Origin of the sequence: Nocardia puris (assembly GCF_036051655.1) — a bacterium.
Taxonomy (GTDB): Bacteria; Actinomycetota; Actinomycetes; order Mycobacteriales; family Mycobacteriaceae; genus Nocardia; species Nocardia puris.
The window spans coordinates 529803-546284 of the sequence record NZ_CP107943.1 but is presented as its reverse complement, the minus strand read 5'-3'; the positions used below and the strand labels follow the sequence as shown (position 1 = coordinate 546284).

Genomic DNA, 16482 nt, shown 5'->3' with positions numbered 1-16482 from the left:
AGCTGTCGGCGGGTGGGGCGGTCGTTCGCGACCGCCCCACCCGTGTGTTCAGGGGAAAGGATTGGCAGTGGGCTCCGAGGACGACGCCAGGGACAAAGACGCCGGGTCGGCGTTCGGCCCGCCGGTGAACGACTTCGGGCCGCCGGTGCGCGATTTCGGCGGTCCCGAGTTGGGCGAGGCCGGTGCGCAGTGGCCCGGTGATCACCCGGAGGTGGGCTGGCGTCCCGCCGACGGTGGCGCTCCGCCGGTGCCCCCGCCTCCGCCGCAGTACCGCGCGCCCGAGACCACGGTCTTCCCCGACAATCCACCGCCGCGACCGGCACCGCCGCCCGCGCCCGAGGCGGACAACGCCACCGACGCCACGGTGCGCTACTCCACGGGCACGCCCCCGCCTCCGACGCCCCCGGCCGGTGGTGGTTCGGAGCGCTGGTGGAGCCCCACCGATTCGGGCGACGTACCGAAGCCGCCCGCGGAGTCGCGTGCCGCCGGCTCCGGTCTCTCCTGGGTCGACGACCCGATCGCCAAGCGTCTCGCGCCGAGCGCGCCCGTCGCGCCGCCGAGCAGCGGGTCGAACGGCAATATGCGCTGGATCGTGACCGGTGTGGCGGCCGCGCTGGCCGTGGTGATCGCGCTCGTCGTGATCGTGGTCGCCCTCGGCGGCGGTGACGACGAGCCGGGCGACGCCACGGCCGCGCCCCCGCCCCCGTCGACCACCGCGGCTGCGCTGAGCTGCCCCGCCAGCCGGGAGGGCAACGTCGTGGTCGGCAACGGCAAGGGCGGCACCAGCAACGGGCCGGACGCGATCTTGGGCTTCCAGTATGCGTTCTACGTGGACCGCAGTGGTGAGCGGGTGCGCCAGTTCGTGGCTCCGGACGGGCGTTTCTCCCCGGCCGCCGAGATCCAGAAGGCGATCGACGAGAGCATCCCGCAGGGCACCACGCACTGCCTGCGCATCACGGAGACCGCGCCCGACACCTACGACGTCGCGCTCACCCAGCACAACCCCGACGGCATTACCACGGTGTACCCGCAGATCGTGACCACGGTGACCAGGGACGGACAGACGCTGCTCACCGCCATTCTCACCAAGAGCGCCAGCTAGTCTCATATCGTGGGAATGTAATTTCATATCGTGGTCACACTGTGCGACAGTGGGGTATCGCTGACCGAGGCGTACCCCCGGAGGTTTCCCATGTCGCCGACCCTGCCGCCGCTGGCGGGCAAACTCGCCACGCTGAAGAGCTCGGCGATCCGCGACCTGCTGAAGCTGACCACCCGCGCCGAGGTGGTCAGCCTGGCGGGCGGGCTGCCCGATGCGGCGCTCATGCCGCGCGAGCGCATCGCCGCGGCCGCCGACGCGGCGCTCGCCGGGGCCGGGTGCCTCCAGTACACCGAGTCGCCCGGCTGGGGTCCGCTGCGCGACGTGCTGGCCGCCCGCGAATCCGCGCGGCTCGGGCGGCCGGTGCCGGTCTCGGAGGTGTTCGTCACGCACGGGTCGCAGCAGGCGCTCTCGCTGCTCGCCGAGGTGCTGCTCGATCCCGGCGCGCTGGCCGTGGTGGAGGACCCGGCGTATGTCGGTGCGCTGCAAGTGTTCCGGGCGGCGGGCGCGCGGATCGTCGCGGTGCCGCTGGACGGTGAGGGCATGCGCGTGGACGCGCTGCGCGAGCTGCTGGCGCGTGGGGAACGTCCCGCGGTGGTTCACACGGTGAGCAATTTCCACAACCCGGGCGGGGTCACCATGAGCCCGCGCCGCCGCCGCGAACTCGCGGAACTGGCTGTCGCCCATGGTTTCTGGGTGATCGAGGACGACCCGTACGGCGAGCTGTGGTTCGACGAACCCACACCGGAACCGGTGGCGATGTTCTCGCCCACCGTGATTCGCCTCTCCAGCGTGTCCAAGATCCTCGCGCCCACCCTGCGCGTGGGCTGGATGGTGGCGCCCGATGCGGTGTGCCGCGCGGTCGAGTTGCTGAAACAGGGTGCGGACCTGTGCGGTTCGGCGCTCACCCAGCAGATCGCCACCGAATTGCTCTCGGACGACGCGTGGTTGAGCGCGCACGTCGATCGCGTGCGCGCCGCCTACGGCGAGCGGGCCAAGGCGCTCGTGCACGCGGTGCGCACCCGTTTCGGCGACCGGATCACCTGCACCGACGCCACCGGCGGCATGTTCGTGTGGGCCGACTTCACCGACGGCACCGATACCGGCGCCCTGCTGCCCCGAGCGCTGGAGGCGGGCGTCGCGTTCGTGCCCGGTTCGGCGTTCGCGGTCGGCGAGGGCTACCGGCACTCGCTGCGCATGTGCTTCACGACCTCCGACGCACAGACGCTGGAGACGGCGATCGACCGCCTCGCCCTGGCGCACGCGGGGTAGCGCGGTCCCAGCGGTTCATACGCCTCGGCGCTGGACGAATCAGCGGCACGTGCCTGGACTCGGCGGTTCGCGCGTGGGTTGGGTGGTGGCAGGCACCTGGGTTGAGCGGTCGGCGCGTGGGTTGAGCGGTAGGCGTGTGGGTTGGGCGGCAGCGGCTGTGGGTTGGGCGGCGCGCACTCCAGGTTGGGCGGAAGGCGCGTGCGTTGGGCGGAAGGCGCGTGCGTTGGGCGGCGGGCGTGTGGGTTGAGCGGCAGGCACGTGAGTTGGGCCGCAGGCGCTTGGGTTGAGCGGCGCGCACTCCGGGTTCGGCGGCAGGCGCTCGGACAGCGCAACGCGTCCGCGGATCGGCCGCTTGAACGCCGGTGCGCGGCGAGTGCGGCCGCACGCCGTCTCGGCCCTGCGCTCAGTCCACCCAGTCGTACGTGCGCTCCACCGCCTTGTTCCACGCCGCGATGCGGCGCGCGCGGTCCTCGGCCGCCATGGTCGGCCGCCACGTGGTGTCGGCGGCCCAGTTGGCGCGGATCTCGTCGGTGCTCGGCCAGTAGCCCACGGCCAGGCCCGCGGCGTAGGCGGCGCCGAGTGCGGTGGTCTCGGTGACGACCGGGCGCACCACGGGCACGTCGAGCACGTCGGACTGGAACTGCATGAGCAGGTCGTTGCCGGTCATGCCGCCGTCCACCTTCAGCGTGGTCAGTTCCAGGTCCAGGTGCTGGGATTCGGCGTCGGCGCGCATCGCGTCCACCACCTCCAGGGTCTGGAAGGCGGTGGATTCCAGCACGGCGCGGGCCAGGTGCGCGCGGTTGACGAAACGGGTGAGCCCCGCGATGACGCCGCGCGCGTCCGAGCGCCAGCGCGGCGCGAACAGCCCGGAGAAGGCGGGCACGATATAGGCGCCGCCGTTGTCCTCGACGCTGCGGGCGAGCGGTTCGATCTCGTCGGCGGAGGCGATGATGCCCAGGTTGTCGCGCAACCATTGCACCAGCGAGCCGGTCACCGCGATGGAGCCTTCCAGCGCGTACACCGCGGGCTGGTCGCCGAGCCGATAGCAGACGGTGGTGAGCAGGCCGTGCTTGCTGAACACCGGCGTGGTGCCGGTGTTGAGCAGCATGAAATTGCCTGTGCCGTACGTGTTCTTGGCCTCGCCGGGCAACAGGCAGGCCTGCCCGAAGGTGGCGGCCTGTTGATCGCCGAGGATGCCGGCCACCGGAACGCCCGCCAGCGGGCCGGAGGTGATCTCCCCGTACACCTCGGAGGAACTGCGGATCTCGGGGAGCATCGCCTCCGGGATGCCGAACTCGGCGCAGATCCGCGGATCCCAGCTCGAGGTGCGCAGATCCATCAGCATGGTGCGCGAGGCGTTGGTGACATCGGTGACGTGCAGGCCGGTGAGGTTCCACAGCACCCACGAGTCGATGGTGCCGAAGCACAGTTCCCCGGCCTCGGCCCGTTCCCGCGAGCCGGGCACGTGATCGAGGATCCACCGCAGCTTGGGGCCCGCGAAGTAGGTGGACAGCGGCAGTCCGGTGCGGTCGGCGTAGCGGGTGGGGCCGTGCTCGCCGCCGAGTTCGCCGACGAGCCGGTCGGTGCGGGTGTCCTGCCAGACGATGGCGTTGTGGATCGGCTCGCCGGTCGCGCGCTCCCACACCACGGTGGTCTCGCGCTGGTTGGTGATGCCGACGGCGGCGATGTCGGCCGCGCTCAGCGACTGCCGGCCGAGCACCTCGCCGAGGACGAGTTCGGTGTTGCGCCAGAGGGTTTCGGGGTCGTGCTCGACCCAGCCGGGCTTCGGGAAGAGCTGCTCGTGTTCGCGCTGGGCCACCCCGATCACGCGGCCGCCCTGGTCGAAGACGATGCACCTGCTCGATGTCGTGCCCTGATCGATGGCGGCCACATAGCGACGCATTGCAGCAGGTTACTAAACGCCGCCCCGACCGTGGGCCGCATCGCGCGCGGTGACCACCGCGACACACCTGGACCCGCCGACGGGGACGAGACCCGGCGGTTCGCATAGCCTGTAACCCGAGCACGTGCCAGGCGATACCCGCGACATGAGGGCGCTGGGTGTGGAGGTGTCGAGCATGACCAAGAAACCGGATTCGCAGTTCCTCGGCCCCGAGCAGCGGCGCGCGGCCTGGGAACGGCTCGGCAAGGAGCACTTCGACGTGCTCGTCATAGGCGGCGGCGTGGTGGGCGCCGGTGTCGCGCTGGACGCGGCGACCCGTGGCCTGTCGGTGGCCCTGGTGGAGGCGCGCGATCTCGCGTCGGGCACCTCGAGCAGGTCGTCGAAGATGTTCCACGGCGGCCTGCGCTACCTCGAACAGCTGGAGTTCGGGCTGGTCCGCGAGGCCCTGCGCGAACGGGAGCTGGCGCTCTCGACGCTCTCGCCGCACCTGGTGAAACCGCTGCGGTTCCTCTACCCGCTCACCCGCCGGGTCTGGGAGCGGCCGTACGTGGCCTCGGGCCTGGTGCTCTACGACACCATGGGCGGCGCGAAATCCGTTCCGGGACAGCATCATCTGACCAGGGCGGGCGCGCTGCGACTGGCGCCCGGCATGCGCAGGGATTCGCTGGTCGGCGGCGTGAGCTACTACGACACCGTGGTCGACGACGCCCGCCACACCATGACGGTGGCGCGCACGGCCGCCCACTACGGCGCGGTGATCCGCACGTCCACGCAGGTCGTGGGATTCCTGCGGGAGGCCGACCGCATCGTGGGCGCCAAGCTGCGCGACAGCGAGGACGGTCGTTCGGGCGAGGTGCGCGCGCACGTGGTGATCAACGCGACCGGTGTGTGGACCGACGAGGTGCAGGCGCTCTCGCACAATCGCGGCCGCTTCCACGTGCGCGCGTCCAAGGGCGTGCACATCGTGGTGCCGCGCGACCGGATCGTCAGCGACGCCGCGATCATCCTGCGTACCGCGACGTCGGTGCTGTTCGTCATCCCGTGGGGCGCGCACTGGATCGTCGGGACCACCGACACCGACTGGAACCTCGACCTCGCGCACCCGGCCGCCACCAAAGCCGATATCGACTACCTGCTGGAACGGGTGAACGAGGTGCTGGTCACCCCGCTCACCCCCGCCGACATCACCGGCGTGTACGCGGGGCTGCGGCCGCTGCTGGCGGGGGAGAGCGATTCGACCTCGAAGCTCTCGCGGGAGCACGCCGTCGCGCGGATCGCGCCCGGCTTGGTCGCCATCGCGGGCGGCAAGTACACCACCTACCGGGTGATGGCCTACGACGCCGTCGATGAAGCGGCGCAGGACATTCCGGCGCGGGTGTCGCCGTCGATCACCGAGAAGGTGCCGCTGCTCGGCGCGGACGGGTACTTCGCGCTGGTGAACCAGACCGTGCAGCTGGCCGAGTCCTACGGCGTGCACCCGTACCGCGTGAAGCATCTGCTGGACCGCTACGGCTCGCTCATCGACGAGGTGATGGCGATGGCGCAGGGCAAACCCGAACTGCTGCAACCGATCACCGACGCGCCGTCCTACCTCCAGGTGGAGGCGGTGTACGCGGCGGCGGCCGAGGGCGCGCTGCACCTGGACGACATCCTGGCCCGGCGCACCCGCATCTCCATCGAGTACTCGCACCGGGGTGCGGACTGCGCCGAACAGGTGGCGCGGCTGGTCGCCCCGGTGCTCGGCTGGGACGAGGCCGAGATCGACCGCGAGATCAGCACCTACCGCGCCCGCGTGGACGCCGAGATCCGCTCCCAGACCCAGCCTGACGACGCCTCCGCCGACGCCCTGCGCGTGGCGGCACCGGAACCCCGCCCCGAGATTCTGGAGCCGGTGCCCGCTGACGGGTAGGGGCGCGCTGGCCCGCGCGGTGTGATGGGCTACGGACACGTCGGAGAGAGGCTGTCACCGCGCTCCCCGGCGGTCCAATGCTGTGTTGTCCTGTGCGCCAACGTAATGCCTCACATTGATGTGAAAGTCGAGTCGGGATCCTGAGATCGGCTCGCGCGGCGGGGATCATGAGGTGGCCGGAGCGGTCTGGAAGGCGTGGAATTCGGCGGCGTTGTGGGCGGAGAAGATTCGCACCTCGTCCCCGTGGTCGCGGACGAATTCGCGTAGGCGGTGCTGGTTTGCGCGGCGCGGGCCCGGCAGGGTTTCCACGCCGCGCTCGAACAGGGTGATGCCGAGGGGCTGGCGCGGGGTGGGGAGCAGTTGTCCGGGGTGGAAGTAGGCGTCGCCCGCGTTGAACAGCCAGCCCGCACCGGTGTCGACGGCGATGCCCGCGTGCCCGCGCGTGTGGCCGGCGAGCGGGACCAGCAGCACGCCGGGCAGGCTCTCGAGGTCGCGCACGGCCTCGAATCCGAACCATTCGGTGCCGGTGTCGGCGTAGGAACGCCAGCGCGGCCCGTGCTCGAATTGTGCCGCGCGGTAACGGAATCGCTCCTGCGCGGTGTGCGCGCCCTGGAACGCGCGCAGTTCCTCGTCGTAGACGTGCACGGTGGCGCGCGGGAAGTCGGCCAGCCCGCCCGCGTGGTCGAGGTCGAGGTGGGTGAGCACGATGTCGCGCACGTCCTCGCGGCGGTAGCCCAGCGCTTCGATCTGCCGCACGAGGGTGCGGTCCGGGTCCAGCACGGGCCTGGTCAGCGTCACGAACCGGCGGCCGAGCCAGTCCGCCGGACGGTGCACGCTCTGCTCGCCCATGCCCGTCTCGAGCAGCGCGAGCCGGTCGTCGAATTCGAGAAGCAGGCAGTGGCACACCATTGCGGCCCGCCGCAGCAGACCGGGCGCGCCGTCGAGCAGGCCGCCGCCGAAGGGACGCATGGTGCCGCCGTCGAGATGATGGATACGCATCAGGGCTGCTCGCTTTCCAAGGTGGTGCGCAGGTGTTCGGCGACGACCCGCAACGGTGTGAGATCGCGCTGGGTCCTGGCCAGCAGCAGCGCGCCTTCGATCATGCTGAGCGCGAGCACGGACAGGGCATCGGCGCGGGCGGCCTCGATGCCCTTGCGGCGCACGAACTCCGCGATCGCCAGGCGCCAGGATTCGAATCCCTCGGCGCACGCCTGCCGGATGGGTTCGCTCGCCGACGAGGCGTCCAGTGCGACGGTGGCCAGCGGGCAGCCGCGCTGGAAGTCGGAGGCGCGCAGGTTCTCGGCCAGCGCCTCGACCACCGCGTCGGTGTCGCCCGCGGCGAGCGCGTCGGCCAGCAGGTCGCGCAACTGTTCGCTCGATCTGGCGAGCGCTTCGGCGGCGAGTTGTTCCTTGCCGCCGGGGAAGTGGAAGTAGAGCGAGCCCTTGGGCGCGCCGCCGGCGCTGACCAGTTGGTTCAGTCCGGTGGCGTGATAGCCCTGGGTGTGGAAGAGGTCGGCGGCGGCGTCGATGAACCGCTGCCGCGAGTCGGTACGAGGAGGCACCGGCCCACCGTACCTCGGATTATGACGACCGGTCTAGTTATCGTGCGGGCTGGTGCCCGACGATGATCCCCGGCCTGGGCGATTCCGGCGTGCCCGCGTAGGGCGGCTGATGCAGGAGCAGATAGCTGAAGGCGAGAGTCGCCGCCGTCGCGGTCAGTGCCGCGCACACGCGCGCCGCAACCGCGAACCGGGGACGCGGGCGCGCCGCCGCCGGGCTCGTCATCGTCGCTGCTCCTGTCGGGTGATCATCGTTCCGCCGCTCAGCCTGTCGTCCCGCGGCGCGCGATTGTTAGCAACTGATCGGCAACTGGCAGTGCGACCGCCCGCACGCAGAGATTTCCGGCCGTCGTGCACGATCGGCGACGGCGTGAACGAGAAACGCGCGCAACAGCTTCGGCGGGCGAACCTCGTGGATCCGGCCGAGGCGGCGGACGTCAGCGGCTGGGGGTTCGGCTGGCTGGACTGGCGCGTGACGGAGGAACGCCCGCCATGGGGCTTCGCGCGTCTGCTGCCGGCCCGGCTGAGTGGGGTGCGCTCGGTGCTGGATCTCGACACCGGCGGGGGTGAGGTCGTCGCCGCGGCTGCGACGCTGCCGGGAGGTATACGGCAGGCGCACCCTGACGTCGCTGTCAGGGTGCGCCCGGTTGGAGTGAGTAACGGCTTGTCAGCCGGGCTGGTCGGTGATCGCGCGCACCTGCTGTTCGTACTCGGTGCGGACCTTCGCGTCGGCCGGGTGCAGGGCGCGGTCGCCGTCGAAGAGGCGGCGGACGAGGTGGACGGCGCGTTCGGGTGCGGCGGCCAGGGCGATGTCGAGCGGGGCGAGATAGTTGGGCACGGCGGTCTCGGCGGCGCGGGTCTGGCAGGTGCGCAGGATGGCGGCGGCCACGTCCTCGGGGTCGACGGTGGGCAGGCCCTTGCCGAGCGTCAGCCCCGACGAGAGCCGGGTGCGCACGGCCGAGGGCAGCACGCAGCTCACGCTCACCCCGCCGCCCGCGAATTCCAGGCGCGTGGCGGCCGAGAGCCCCACGGCCGCGAACTTGCTCGCGTTGTAGACGGCGAGGCCGGGGATCGGGACCTTGCCCGCCAGCGACGCGACGTTCACGATGTGCCCGAATCCGCGCTCGAGCATCCCCGGCGCGACGGCGCGCATCCCGTGGATGAGCCCCCACACGTTGATGTCCACGGTCGCGCGACCGACCGCGTCGGGCTCGTCCAGGAACGCGCCCGCCGGCATCACGCCCGCGTTATTGACCAGCACGTCCACCCGCCCGAGGTCGGCGACCACCGCGTCCCAGCGCTCGCGCTCGCGCACGTCGAGGGCGTAGGCTCGCCCGCCGATCGCGGCGGCCGCGGTCTCGGCGGCGGCGGCGTCCACGTCGGCGATCGCCACCGCGGCGCCCGCGTTCGCGAAGCGCTCGGCGGTGGCGAAGCCGATGCCGCGCCCGCCGCCGGTGATCAGCACGGTGGCCGCGCGCAGGTCGATATCGGGATAACCGTGACCGAGGATTCTCACGCGAACACTCCTTGTTCGAGGGCGCGGCGGGTGCTGCGCAGACTGTGGCGGAAGGTGTCGCGCGCGCGACGGCCGTCCATGAAGTTGGGGCCCATCACCGCGAGATCCTCGGCGGTCGCGCCGAGCACGAGGGTGCGCACGCCCGCCGCGCGCAGCACGGCGAGTTCCTGGTCGAGCCGGGCGCTCATACGGTCGCGCAGTTGGCGTTCCAGGAAGTGGCCGGGGCCGGTGGCGGGGACGGGTTCGGTCGAGGCCATCGGCACCAGCACCACGACCTCGTCGAGTCCGGCCGTGGCGAGCAGGTCGACCGAGGCGGTGGAGCCCGCGCCGCCGTCCACGTAGTGCCGGTCGCCGATCCGGACGGGCGGGAACCAGCCGGGGATCGCCCACGACGCGCGCAGGGCCGCGCCGAGGGTCGCGGGCGGCGCCCAGGACGCGCCGAACGGCACCCGTTCGCCGGACGCGTTGTCCATGCTCACGAGCCAGGTCGCCGGATGCGGCACCCACTCCCGCCCGGGGTTCAGCGCTTCGGTGAGCCGCTGCAACCAGCTCGCGTCACCGCGGCCGGTCGGCAGCAGCCCGCTGCCCGCGGTGAGCACCCGCTGCGCCGAGCCGGCTCCGCGCAGGCTCAGGAGGGGAGACGCGGCCCAGGGGCGCGGCAGCGGCGGGAAGCGGCCTGGCGCGTCGCGCAGGTGCGCGAGCAGCGAGGGACGCGTGGTGCGGCCTTCCTGCATCGCGACGAGTTCGTCCACGGAGATTCCGCTGCCGAGCATGGTGACCAGCTCCGCGCCCGCCGAGGTGCCCAGCAGCACCTCGGCCTCGCGCGGATCCCAGTCGAGCACGTCGCGCACGGCGGCCAGCGCCGCCACGATCCACGCCGCGCCCACCGTGCCGCCGCAGCCGATGGCGAGACCACGCCGCTGTGGCCCATTCTTGTTACCCATGGTTCCGCACACTAGCAGAATTCAAATTCTCCCGGTATCTGAAATCTGACGGTACGTAGAATGTCCGGCATGGCACGACTGACCAGGTCGCAGAGTCAGGCCCGCACCCGGGCCGACCTGCTCGCGACCGCCCGCGACCTGTTCCTCGCCGAGGGCTACGCCAAAACCTCCATGGAGCGCGTCGCCGAGGAGGCCGGCTACTCCAAGGGCGCGGTCTACTCCAACTTCCGCACCAAGAAGGAGCTGTGCCTCGAGGTGCTCGCGCTCATCCACGCCACCAAGTTCGCCGAGGTGACCGACCTGCTCGCCGGGTCCGACGACCTCGAGGCCCGGCTCGCCCGCTTCCAGTCCTGGGCCGAGCGGACGCTGGGCGACGTGGGCTGGACCATGCTCGAATTCGAGTTCGCCACCGTCGCGCGCGACGATCCGGAGCTGCGGGCCGCGCTGGTCTCGGCGCTGGACGTGGTGCGCGGCACGGTCGCGGCCCAATTGCAGACGCTCGCGGACGATCTCGGCCTGTCGTTGCCCCTGTCGCCCGAGGATGCCGCGGCCACGGTGCTGAGTCTCGGGCTCGGCGTCGGCATCCAGCGCGCGATCGACCCCACCGTGTCGGCGCGGGTGGTCACCGACGCGGTGCGGTTGCTGTTGAGCGCGGTGCGCGAACCGGCGCGCTGAGTCAGGGCGTGAAGTGCAGCGTCCACTCGCCGCGATAGTGCAGGCGGGTGACGTGCCCCGGCGGCACATCGATCCGCCAGAACGACTTCGGCGGCGAGTCCAGCGTCACCAGCAGCGCCGCCCGGACCACCGCGGGGTGGGTGACGGCGACGGTGGACATGCCCTCGGAGGCGATCTCGGCCATCCAGTACCTGGTCCGCTCGATCAGCTCGGTCACCGATTCGCCGCCGTGGCCCTTGTAGGACGGGTCGGTGAGCCACCGGTAGAGCTCGTCCTGCGGCACCGTCATCAGGTCGCCGCCCCGCCACGCGCCCGCGTCCAGATCGCGCAGCCGGGCGTCGCGCTCACCCGTCAGCCCCAGCTGCGCGGCGGTCTCGACGGCGCGGCGCTCCGGTCCGGTGAGGACGCGGGCGGCGCCGAGGGGAGCGCACGACGAGAGGGCGCGCCGGCCCGCCTCCGTGAGGGACTCGTCGACCGGGAACCGTGCCTTGCGCGTCGCCTCGGTCATGCCATGGCTGACCAGATCGAGTCTGAGCACCTTCCGCACGCAGGGAAGCGTACGACGCTGCGCGGGCCGAAGGATGGAATTCCGCAGGTGAACAGGGCTGTGCGGGGTGCGGTGTCGGTGGGCGGGTGCACACTGATCCCATGCCCTCGTTCACCACCGCCGAGTTCTCCCGCGCGACGCGCGAGTGGTTCGACGGTGCGTTCCCGGCCCCCACCTCGGCCCAGCTGGGGGCGTGGCGGGCCATCGCGGCGGGGGAGCACACCCTGGTGGTGGCTCCGACCGGGTCGGGCAAGACGCTCTCGGCGTTCCTGTGGGCGATCGACCGGCTCGCCGCGCGGAGTCCGGAGGAGATCGCCGACGGCACCACCGTGCTGTATGTGTCGCCCCTGAAGGCGCTGGCCGTGGACGTGGAACGCAATCTGCGCGCGCCGCTGGTGGGAGTCACACAGACGGCCAAGCGCCTGGGTCTCGAACCGCCCGAGATCACCGTGGGTGTGCGGTCGGGCGACACCGGTCCGTCCGAGCGCCGCGCCATGCAGCGCAAGCCGCCCGACATCCTCATCACCACGCCCGAATCGCTGTTCCTGCTGCTCACCTCGGCCGCGCGGAAGACCTTGCGCACGGTGCGCACCGTGATCGTCGACGAGGTGCACGCCATCGCGGGGTCCAAACGCGGGTCGCACCTGGCGCTCTCGCTGGCCCGGCTGGACGGGCTCACCGAGCGGCCCGCCCAGCGCGTCGGGCTCTCGGCCACCGTGCGGCCGCCGGAGGAGGTGGGCCGGTTCCTGGTGGGGCGCGCACCGATCACCATCGTGTCGCCGCCCGCGCCCAAGACCTTCGACCTGTCGGTGCGCGTGCCGGTGCCCGATATGACCGAGCCCGGCGAGTCCGACCAGCCCGGCTCGATCTGGCCGCACGTGGACGAGGCCATCGTCGATCTGGTGCTGGCGCACCGGTCCTCGATCGTGTTCGCGAACTCGCGCCGGCTCGCCGAGCGGCTCACCGCCCGGCTCAACGAGGAGTACGCCACCCGCCTGGAAACCGACCCCGAGCCGCGCGGCCCGGTCGCGCCGCCCGCGCAGCTCGGTTCCACCACCGAGGTGAATCGCGGGGCCGAGCAGTTGCTGGCTCGCGCGCACCACGGGTCGGTGAGCAAGGAGCAGCGCGCCGTCATCGAGGACGATCTCAAGAGCGGGCGGCTGCGGTGTGTGGTCGCCACCAGCAGTCTCGAGCTCGGCATCGATATGGGCGCGGTGGATCTGGTGGTGCAGGTCGAGGCGCCGCCGTCGGTGGCGAGCGGGTTGCAGCGGATCGGGCGCGCCGGGCACCAGGTCGGCGAGATCTCGCGCGGGGTGCTGTTCCCGAAGCATCGCACCGACGTGATCCACTGCGCGGTGGCGGCGCAGCGGATGGTGTCGGGGCAGATCGAGGAGTTGCGAATTCCCGCGCACCCGTTGGACATTCTGGCCCAGCAGACGGTGGCGGCCTGCGCGCTGGAACCCCTCGACGTCGACGCCTGGTTCACCGTGGTGCGCGGCACGGGCAGTTACGCGGAACTGCCGCGCTCGGCGTACGAATCGGTGCTGGATCTGCTGGCGGGGCGCTACCCGTCCGACGAGTTCGCCGAGCTGCGTCCCCGGCTCGTCTGGGACCGCGACGCGGGCACCCTCACTGGACGCCCCGGCGCGCAGCGGCTGGCCGTCACCTCGGGCGGCGCGATCCCCGACCGCGGCATGTTCGCGGTGTACATGGTGGGCGAACGGCAGTCGCGGGTGGGCGAACTCGACGAGGAGATGGTGTACGAGTCGCGTGTCGGCGACGTGTTCGCTTTGGGCGCGACGAGTTGGCGCATCGAGGAGATCACCTTCGACCGGGTGCTCGTCACCCCGGCGTTCGGACAGCCCGGCCGATTGCCCTTCTGGCACGGGGACGGTCTCGGCCGCCCGGCCGAATTGGGCGCCGCGCTGGGGGAATTCGTGCGGGTGGCGGGGCGGGAGTCGGCGGCGTTCGCGGCGGAGCTGGAGCGCGGCGGAAGTGCGCGGGAGGCAACGGATTCCGGTGGGGTTGAAGAACTGCGGTCCGCCGGTGTTCGGCAGGGTCGGTCGGCGAGTGCTGCTGGGGGCGTGCGCGGTGGGGGCGGGCAGGCGGAGACTGGCGTCGGTGCGGGTGCGGGTGCGGGTGCGGGTGCGGGTGCGGGTGCGGGTGCGGGTGCGGGTGCGGGTGATGCCGGTGGTGCGGGCCGGCCGCCTGGCAAGTCTGGAAAGCGAAGTGGTGCAGGGGGTTCCGCCAAGGGGCTGGCCGGAATCGTCGCGCGGGCGGGGCTGGATGGGAACGCGACCGCGAATCTGGTGACGTTGCTGGAGGATCAGCGCGCCGCGACCGGGCAGCTGCCCACGGATCGGACGCTGCTGGTGGAGCGGTTCCGCGATGAGCTGGGGGATTGGCGGCTGGTGCTGCACTCGCCGTACGGGTTGCCGGTGCACGCGCCGTGGGCGCTGGCGGTGGGGTCGCGGTTGCGGGAACGGTTCGGGGTGGACGCCGCGCCGACCGCCTCCGACGACGGGATCGTGGTGCGCCTGCCCGACACCACCGACGACCCGCCCGGCGCCGAACTGTTCGTCTTCGAGCCCGACGAGATCGACGACGTGGTCACCGAACAGGTCGGCGGCTCCGCGCTGTTCGCGTCGCGGTTCCGGGAGTGCGCGGCGCGGGCGTTGCTGTTGCCGCGCCGCGATCCGGGCAAGCGCGCCCCGCTGTGGCAGCAGCGGCAGCGGTCGGCGCAGCTGCTGGATGTGGCGCGCAAGTTCCCCGACTTCCCGATCCTGCTGGAGACGGTCCGCGAATGCCTGCGCGACGTCTACGACCTGCCGAGCCTGCGCGATCTGCTGGGCCGGGTGGCGCGGCGGCAGGTGCGACTGATCGAAGTGGAGACCGCCACGCCGTCGCCGTTCGCCGGCGCCCTGCTCTTCGACTACATCGGCCAGTTCATGTACGAGGGCGACAGTCCGCTGGCCGAGCGCCGCGCCGCCGCCCTCTCCCTGGACTCGAGCCTGCTCGCCGAACTCCTGGGTCGCGTGGAACTGCGCGAACTGCTCGACCCCGCGGTGCTGGACCAGACCGAACGCGAACTCCAGCGCCTCACCCCCGAACGCCACGCCCGCGACGCCGAAGGTCTGGCCGACCTGCTGCGCCTGCTCGGGCCGCTGACGCCGAAGGAGGCCGCGGCCCGCTGCGTCGTGTCGGGTGCGGCCGCGTGGGCCGACGAAGACCACGCCGGGGTTCAGATTCATCCTGAATCCGGCTCCGCGACAGGGGAATCCGCGAGGGCGGCTGGTTTTGCCGAGCGGGCCGCTCTCGACGCGGCGCACGAGTGGTTCGCGGAACTGGCGAAAGCGAAACGCGCGCTGGAGGTTTCATTCGCCGGGCGCGCCTGGTGGGCGGCGGTGGAGGACGCGTCGCGATTGCGGGATGCGCTCGGCGTGCCGCTGCCGATCGGCACGCCCGCCGCGTTCATCGAGCCGGTGGCCGATCCACTCGGTGACCTGGTGGGCCGATACGCGCGCACGCACGGGCCGTTCACCACCGAGGCGGTGGCGGCGCGGTTCGGGATCGGGCCCGCCGTGGCGGCGACCGCGTTGCTCCGGTTGGTGGCCGAGAAACGCGTCGTGGAGGGCGAATTCACGCCCGGCACGAGCGGTGGGGAGTGGTGCGACGCGCAGGTGCTGCGCCGGTTGCGCCGCCGGTCGCTGGCCGCCGCGCGGCATGAAGTGGAGCCGGTGCCGACGGCGGCGCTGGGCCGGTTCCTGCCCGCCTGGCAGCACGTCGGGACCGGCGAACTGCGCGGCGTGGACGGTGTCGCGGCCGTGGTGGAACAGCTCGCGGGCGTGCCGATTCCGGCGTCGGCCTGGGAGTCGCTGGTGCTGCCCGCGCGGGTCACCGACTACAGCCCCGCCATGCTGGACGAACTCACCGCGACGGGCGAGGTGCTGTGGTCGGGGCACGGGGCGATCACCGCGAAGGACGGGTGGATCGCGCTGCACCTGGCCGACCAGGCCGGGTTCACCCTCCCGCCGCCCGACGAGATCGAACTCTCCGAAACTCACCTGCGCCTGCTGGAGGCGCTGGGCGCCTCGCTCGCGCCGAGCGCCGAAACGGCAAGTCTTCCACCGGTTCTGCACGGCGGCGGTGCGTACTTCTTCCGTCAGCTGTCCGACGCCACCGGCGTGCTGGACGACACCGCCGTGGCCGCCGCGCTATGGGAACTGGTGTGGGCCGGTGTGGTGTCCGGCGACACGTTCGCCCCGGTGCGCGCGCTGCTGTCCGGAACGGCGCGCACCACCACCGCGCACCGCTCACCGCGCCGCACCCCGCGCGGACGCGCGTACCTGCCGCGCCCGAGCATGCCGACCCGCACCGGACCGCCCGCCGTCGCGGGCCGCTGGTCGCTGCTGCCGGACCGCGTCGCCGACAACACGATTCGCGCCCACGCCACCGCCGACACCCTGCTCGAACGCTACGGCGTGCTCACCAGGGGGTCGGTGCAGAGCGAGGGTGTGGCGGGCGGTTTCGCGCTCATATATCGCGTGCTCACCGAGTTCGAGGACCGGGGCCGTTGTCGCCGTGGGTATTTCATCGACTCACTCGGCGGCGCGCAATTCTCCACCACCGATGTGGTCGACCGGTTGCGCTCCTTCGACGACCGCGCCGACGCGCACCGCGCCCCGAAAGCGGTGGCGCTGGCGGCGTGCGATCCGGCCAACCCCTACGGCGCGGCCCTGCCCTGGCCCAAGGGCGACGCCGAGGGCGGGCACCGCCCGGGGCGCAAGGCGGGCGCGCTGGTCGTCCTGGTGGACGGCGACCTGGCGCTGTACCTGGAGCGCGGCGGCAAGACCCTGCTCACCTTCACCGAGGACCCCGACGTGCGCACCGCGGCCGCCGCCGCATTGGCCGGGCTGGTGCGCCACCGCAAGGTGGATTCGCTGGTGATCGATCGCGTCGACGGAGAATCCGTGCATGGCAACACCTTCGCCACATTCCTCACCGAGGCGGGGTTCGCGGCGACACCGCGTGGGTTGCGTTTGCGCAGGCAGGTGTGAG

11 protein-coding genes and 2 pseudogenes are annotated in these 16482 nt (G+C 72.0%); 6 read left to right on the top strand and 7 right to left on the bottom strand.

The features are described 5' to 3' along the window. Window positions 1–67: 67 nt before the first annotated feature. The gene (locus OHB21_RS02410; RefSeq protein WP_232331789.1) at window positions 68–1102 is read left to right on the top strand and encodes a hypothetical protein; all 1035 of its coding nucleotides are present in this window, start codon (window positions 68–70) and stop codon (window positions 1100–1102) included. Between the two features lie 90 nt (window positions 1103–1192). Further along, entirely contained in the window at window positions 1193–2371 is a 1179-nt protein-coding gene (locus tag OHB21_RS02405) for an aminotransferase-like domain-containing protein (RefSeq protein ID WP_195125478.1), read from the top strand. Between the two features lie 403 nt (window positions 2372–2774). Here the strand turns inward: OHB21_RS02405 and glpK are convergent, their stop codons facing one another. Next, window positions 2775–4274, bottom strand: coding sequence for a glycerol kinase GlpK (gene glpK / locus OHB21_RS02400; protein WP_195125477.1), 1500 nt, complete (start codon window positions 4272–4274; stop codon window positions 2775–2777). Window positions 4275–4449: 175 nt separating this feature from the next. Between glpK and OHB21_RS02395 the strand changes: the two genes are divergently transcribed. Then, complete coding sequence (locus OHB21_RS02395) at window positions 4450–6183, top strand: glycerol-3-phosphate dehydrogenase/oxidase (protein ID WP_067510699.1); 1734 nt, start codon at window positions 4450–4452, stop codon at window positions 6181–6183. A gap of 165 nt (window positions 6184–6348) precedes the next feature. Here the strand turns inward: OHB21_RS02395 and OHB21_RS02390 are convergent, their stop codons facing one another. The 5 genes from OHB21_RS02390 to OHB21_RS02370 all read right to left on the bottom strand — a co-directional run bounded on the left by OHB21_RS02390 (window position 6349) and on the right by OHB21_RS02370 (window position 10202). Continuing rightward, on the bottom strand, window positions 6349–7182 hold the full coding sequence (locus OHB21_RS02390; protein WP_195125476.1) for an MBL fold metallo-hydrolase: 834 nt from the start codon (window positions 7180–7182) through the stop codon (window positions 6349–6351). Further along, window positions 7182–7745 (bottom strand): TetR/AcrR family transcriptional regulator, encoded by a 564-nt coding sequence (locus tag OHB21_RS02385; protein WP_067510663.1) that lies wholly within the window; start codon window positions 7743–7745, stop codon window positions 7182–7184. Before OHB21_RS02385 ends, OHB21_RS02390 begins: the two co-directional genes overlap by 1 nt. Window positions 7746–7782: 37 nt before the next feature. Further along, window positions 7783–7968, bottom strand: a complete 186-nt coding sequence (locus tag OHB21_RS02380) for a hypothetical protein (protein WP_067510662.1) — start codon at window positions 7966–7968, stop codon at window positions 7783–7785. Between the two features lie 441 nt (window positions 7969–8409). After that, window positions 8410–9258 (bottom strand): SDR family NAD(P)-dependent oxidoreductase, encoded by an 849-nt coding sequence (locus tag OHB21_RS02375; RefSeq protein WP_195125475.1) that lies wholly within the window; start codon window positions 9256–9258, stop codon window positions 8410–8412. Next, a complete protein-coding gene (locus OHB21_RS02370; protein ID WP_195125474.1) occupies window positions 9255–10202 on the bottom strand; it encodes a patatin-like phospholipase family protein in 948 nt (315 codons plus the stop codon). The genes OHB21_RS02375 and OHB21_RS02370 overlap by 4 nt, the downstream gene beginning before the upstream one ends. Before the next feature lie 69 nt (window positions 10203–10271). Here OHB21_RS02370 and OHB21_RS02365 point away from each other — a divergent pair, with 69 nt between their 5' ends. After that, window positions 10272–10877 carry a TetR/AcrR family transcriptional regulator gene (locus OHB21_RS02365; protein WP_067510698.1) on the top strand — a complete coding sequence of 202 codons (606 nt, stop codon included), beginning with the start codon at window positions 10272–10274 and terminating at the stop codon, window positions 10875–10877. A gap of 1 nt (window position 10878) precedes the next feature. On the opposite strand, the gene OHB21_RS02360 is transcribed toward OHB21_RS02365, so the two are convergent. Beyond that, window positions 10879–11424: a histidine phosphatase family protein gene (locus OHB21_RS02360; RefSeq protein ID WP_067510659.1), complete on the bottom strand. Its 546-nt coding sequence runs from the start codon at window positions 11422–11424 to the stop codon at window positions 10879–10881. Window positions 11425–11525: 101 nt separating this feature from the next. Between OHB21_RS02360 and OHB21_RS37730 the strand changes: the two are divergent. Together OHB21_RS37730 and OHB21_RS37725 are read left to right on the top strand one after the other, a co-directional pair. Beyond that, window positions 11526–13442: pseudogene (locus OHB21_RS37730) on the top strand (DEAD/DEAH box helicase); the annotation flags it as partial. Window positions 13443–13694: 252 nt separating this feature from the next. Then, a pseudogene (locus OHB21_RS37725) lies at window positions 13695–16481 on the top strand (Lhr family ATP-dependent helicase); the annotation flags it as partial. Window position 16482 lies beyond the last annotated feature (1 nt).